Raw genomic sequence first — 4,868 nt, forward strand, 5'->3', positions numbered from 1 at the left:
TCGCCACCGGCCATCCACAAAGCCGCCTCGATGACCTGCTACCGTGGAACTTCAAGCCGTCAAGCTAAGTCGACAGTGGGGGCCAGCGACCGCTTACAGACCAACGCCCCCAAACCGTTGATTGAAGTAAAAGCTATTTTAAGGGGCCGTGCCAGCTCTTTCCCTCGTCCAACGACGAAAGCGCGTATGAACCTATTATATTTGGTCCAACTTTAGCTCTGGTGGCGGTTGTCCGTGTGGCGAATTTGTCTTCCTCATCAATAGCGGAGCGAAATCGTTCGGGTGCCAAAATCCAAGGGGTGAATTCACTGCGTTCTTGATGCGTATGAGGCTCTCCGTCAGTTTCGAGTGTCGGCAACCAGATTTCATGATCGGGTAATCTTGCAAATGCTCGACAAACACCAACTGCCCCAGACCGCCGTACAAGAGCGCTTACAACCCTCACACTCACTCCGTCATGGGATCTCCAGGAACCATAAATTGGAAACATTCCTGTCTCGTCAGGCTCGTGCAATCCAAGCTTTTGGACAAGTTCCTGATTGTGGCACAAGGTATCGGACGATCCAGAACGTGGCCCGAGCAAATATTGATGAGCTATCTTGGGGGTATGGTCCTTTCGATCAGACAGCCAGGAACCGTCTTCGAAGGTGAGATCGAAATTACTGATCCACTCGGGCCACGGCAAATCCATATATGTTTGGTAAGATCTTCGTGAAACCGGCAAATTGGAAACCATTTGGGTCGCGACGCTCAAAAGCGCATGCCGTTGAACATGTTCTCGGAACGTTTCATATCGGCTCTCCTGGCGGAGATGGTACCGCTCTTGTCCCGGAAAATAGCCCATGTTCCTAGCATCCGGCCACTTCTTCTGGACTGCTTCGGCTATTGCATCGGAGGCTTGCCCTTCAGAAATCCCGAACAAACGTGCTAACCTAGAAACCTGGTACTTGTTGAAATCATAATCGAATTGGAATTTCTGCTTTGGCTCGCTGTGTGCTGGCCGGGCGTCAGTCTCGACATATCCGTGTGGAGGCACATTCACAGTTGTCCGAACGCCCAAAAGTTTACTCTCGTCATCCGTACCCTTCCATAGGTTGCTGAGACAGCGAGCAATCAGAACCTTCGAGAGAATATGAGTGCTGGGGGAGTCGAATAGAGTCTCCAGCTTCGACGCGAGTTGAGAGAGCTTTGACGGCTCAAACAGTGTGGCTCGCGCCAGCCCAATCAACAACCATTGCTCAGCGTTCCAGAATGCGTGCTGGTGGCCTTTCGTACGCAACCTTTCGCCACTAGAACTGCCAATTCGATCAACTAGTCCATTTATCTCCTCGTGCAGCCCAAACTCAACCAAAGAATGTATCGCGCGTGCGCAGTTCCACCGGGTAAATGCGTCATTATTGCCCAAAAGATGCCAGAACACATCAACAACGAGCTCCGTCTCATCGGTGGGAGGGGCTATGCCGGAGTGATGAGCGCCTTCACCAACCTCGTCGCCCACTTTAGTTAGAGAACTCGACAGGAGTTGTTCTAGCGCTTTCAGTGCCGTGGAGGGTGCGGCGATACTCGTGATTGACGAAGCCAATTCCAACCACTCATTTCCATCCAGAACGAGATGCTCATTCGCGATCGATTTAACCGCCAGCTGCACGACATGATCTTTGGACCCGCAAAACTCTGACAGTTTTTTGATTTTTCGGGTTATCCCGGTATATCGCAGATCAAATAGACCCGAACCTTGGAAGGCGAAAAGATGCTCGACAATGACGGTCTTGTTTCTCGAAAAATATGCTGATGAGCTTTGCCATGCCTCGACATGATCAACAATACGGTCAACAATGTCATCAAAACCAAGGTTTTGGATTTCGCAAAGTGTGCCTATGAATCCAGGGCGGTTTTCGACCGCACAGTTCTCGGCAAGAGCGTCTAGGAACCTGTCTTTGGTGTTGTATTCGAAGCCCTTGTTTTCTCGAATTGTATGCAGGGCCTCCTCGATATCTGAAACGGAGCACACATCGCAATCTTCGACGATATGTTTGAATTCAGCCTCTAGTTCCTCCTTTTCTGTTGTTGAGCGGCGTCATCGACCCGGTAAGAACGCGGGGGACCGTTGCGCCGTTCGTTATCTTCGTGGCTGCGTTCATACCCGTATTTTTTAAGCAGACGAAGCTTTGTCAAATCGGCGTTATCAACAAGGCCTTCGTGCTTTTCTAGCGCCTTAATGACACTACCCCAAAGCGAGTCCCACCCACCATCGCAATGCTCAGTTTGAAGTTTGAAAAGGATCACTTTGGCGATGGTTTCGCAGTCATCCTTCTGTGTTGCGCCAAGTAAGTCATCTAGACCCTGACCAATCTCCCAATCGTGAGAGCCAAAGTCTTCGCACAAGATCAGAATTGCGGTTGCTCGCTTCGCGCAGGGTTGTTTTCGTTTTGCGAGGAAGCACACAAGTTCAGGCAAACCGTACGAATAATCGCTTACATCTTGGTCTGCCCATCGAAGAAATTTGTATATCGCCGGAACTCCAATCGACGTCGCCGCAGCTCTTGAGTATAGCGTCCAGTCGAATTTTCGAGGTTTATGATATGCGATGATTTGGCAAAAGTTCATCAGTCTTTGGCTGAACTCCGGTGCAAGGAGGCCACCGCTCTGAACGTCTGCGTACCGCAAGATTGAATAGACCAGATCGTAATCATCGCCCCCCATTTGGTCCAACTGGGATAGGCCTTCATTGTAGTATTCTCGTGCTTCGGTGACACCTAACGGCAAAAGAGCACGAGTGAGTTTTTGATGGTTCGTGCCACGTTGCTCGACATACTCGTCTTTGCACACCCAACCAGAGATTGCCAAGCCAAACTTACCGGCCAGTTCATGTAAGTTGTCGCGCTGTGCGAGCAGACCCAGAACACGAATGCGGTCTTCGATTGAAAGGCGATCTCCAGAGACAATTTTGATTATTGCCTTTGCGTCCCCTTCATCAATACTGTCCGCGTGCTGAAGTATTAAGTTAGCGAAACCCAGCCCTACCGTTCTAGTCAAAACGTCGGTAGCCTCTTCGGCGTTCCAGCGTACATTCCGAATGCGAGATCCCCATTTAGAAACAAAATGATGAAAATCCTTAGCCTTTAGCCCGCCGCCTAGCAGAACTGCGTCTTGAAAAGGCTGCGCAACTTCCAAGACCCTCTGAATGCCGTCGCAAATTTTCTCACTTTCGCGGTCATCGAAACGTCGCTGAGGTAAGGGGCTCCCCTTTTCGTCTGTCTTGCCATTTGGGTAAGTAACCATTGCGCGTTTTAAAAGCGTCAGCGCTTCCTCGCGATCACGTACTACTCTTTGGTTCTGCCGAATTGTTAGCTGGTCAGACAGCAGATGATGAAGCGCAACCTGTCTCCCCTTCGTCCATGCACTCAAACATGAACTAAGCACCGGGGTGAAAGCTCGCGACGGACCGTGACGCTCGCCATAGTCATAGCTTGATGGGCGTTCGTGTTGCCAGACGTTCAGAATTCTCTGGGCTGATTGTTTAGAAGTATGCAGAAGCGCGGCTAGGCTTGCGTTTGCAATATCCCTTTCCAGGCGGCGCTTGTCATCATAGCTTGCTGGGCCTTTTTCGATGGCTGTTTTGGCTGCTGTTGATCCAGTGGCACGCCCGATGCCATTTCTGTGGGAATTTCTGTTCGGATTTTTGGGGGTAGCTAGCAAGGCAATTTGAAGAGTTAGTGATTTGCACTGATGGGAACCCGCGAAGCGTTCGATCTCGGGAAGAAGCGACCGATTTGTCAGAGCATCAAATTCATGAGCAAATGAAATGAGCAGATTAGCTATTCGCTGAGCAAACCTTTCTCCCCAGTTTCAAAGGTTCTTGTCAGCGACGTCGATCCTGCCCGTTACAGCACTAAAGAACATCACCGAAGCAAAATCGACGTCACTGGACCCGCTCCGTCGATAGTCGTCGTCTTCGTCTCGTTGTCGAAAGTGCCAGTTGATCCAAGCTACCGCACGCCCATAGTGGATTTCAGCTTCTTCGAGTTCCCCACGAAAACAATATGCAAGGGTTAATCTACAGTTCCTAGCACCTCGCCAACCTGAGCGGTCATTGAGCAACCGTCTTGAAGCGTCTTGATCACCTAACACGACAGCAAGCCCGGGAGCACGCCTTATATACTCATCTCCTCTTGAGTTTGCCGATGCCACTTGTGCCATTTGCATCTTCCAAACTCTGTTTGAATTTTTGACGGATAGACCTCGGATTCTGCTAGTTTGAAGGCTCGGTTCGCGTCGCCAATCACCTCTAGGAAACGCGGCAATGCCTGGGCGGCATACATCGAGTCCTTTTGCCGCTGGAGTAGTCGGTCTGCGATTTCTTGTTGTTGGGTGTGGTCTTGGGAATAGGTCTCACGGATATACGTTTCAGTGGGTTCATCTCGAAAGATCGCTCCGTGAGAAATCGTTTCGAGCATCGGAGCTAGATCGGAGATCGCACTACGGATTTCGGCAGCGGACCAATCAAGTGCAGATGCAAGTTTTTTTGGTGGAATGGGTGGTCGAAGTAATGATATTGCGGCGAAGAAGTGTGCGGTGCTTTCCTCGTTCCAGCCTTTCAAGCGAAGGTCTGAAATTATCAGATTGCACCTACTAGCGATTAGTTCCTCAACCTTAATCTGCGTTTCGCCTTGATGGTCGCGAATTTCGCCATTCTAGCTTTTTACAAGATAGTCCAAGACCCTAGCGTTTCCACCTGACCGCGCCTTGGCTCGCGCTAATTCAGCTCTTGAACCCACATTCTCCAAGTAAGTCGCTGATTTCGCTGTCGTAATCGTGATATTTCGCATATAAATCATGGCGTTGACGGCTGCGAGGGGCGCGTTTCA

The 4,868-nt window shown here is 50.3% G+C and carries 3 protein-coding genes; all 3 read right to left on the bottom strand.

The genetic code is table 11. The annotated features are described in order from the left end of the window. Positions 1-133: 133 nt before the first annotated feature. Positions 134-2,011 (bottom strand): hypothetical protein, encoded by a 1,878-nt coding sequence (locus ACFOMH_RS20380; RefSeq protein ID WP_377746758.1) that lies wholly within the window; start codon positions 2,009-2,011, stop codon positions 134-136. 35 nt (positions 2,012-2,046) lie between these two features. Beyond that, the gene (locus ACFOMH_RS20385; protein WP_377746760.1) at positions 2,047-3,699 is read right to left on the bottom strand and encodes a hypothetical protein; all 1,653 of its coding nucleotides are present in this window, start codon (positions 3,697-3,699) and stop codon (positions 2,047-2,049) included. A 455-nt stretch (positions 3,700-4,154) separates the two neighbouring features. After that, complete coding sequence (locus tag ACFOMH_RS20390) at positions 4,155-4,601, bottom strand: hypothetical protein (protein ID WP_374425099.1); 447 nt, start codon at positions 4,599-4,601, stop codon at positions 4,155-4,157. Between the last annotated feature and the right edge of the window lie 267 nt (positions 4,602-4,868).

Source organism: Paracoccus mangrovi, from assembly GCF_042648425.1.
Taxonomy (GTDB): Bacteria; Pseudomonadota; Alphaproteobacteria; order Rhodobacterales; family Rhodobacteraceae; genus Paracoccus; species Paracoccus mangrovi.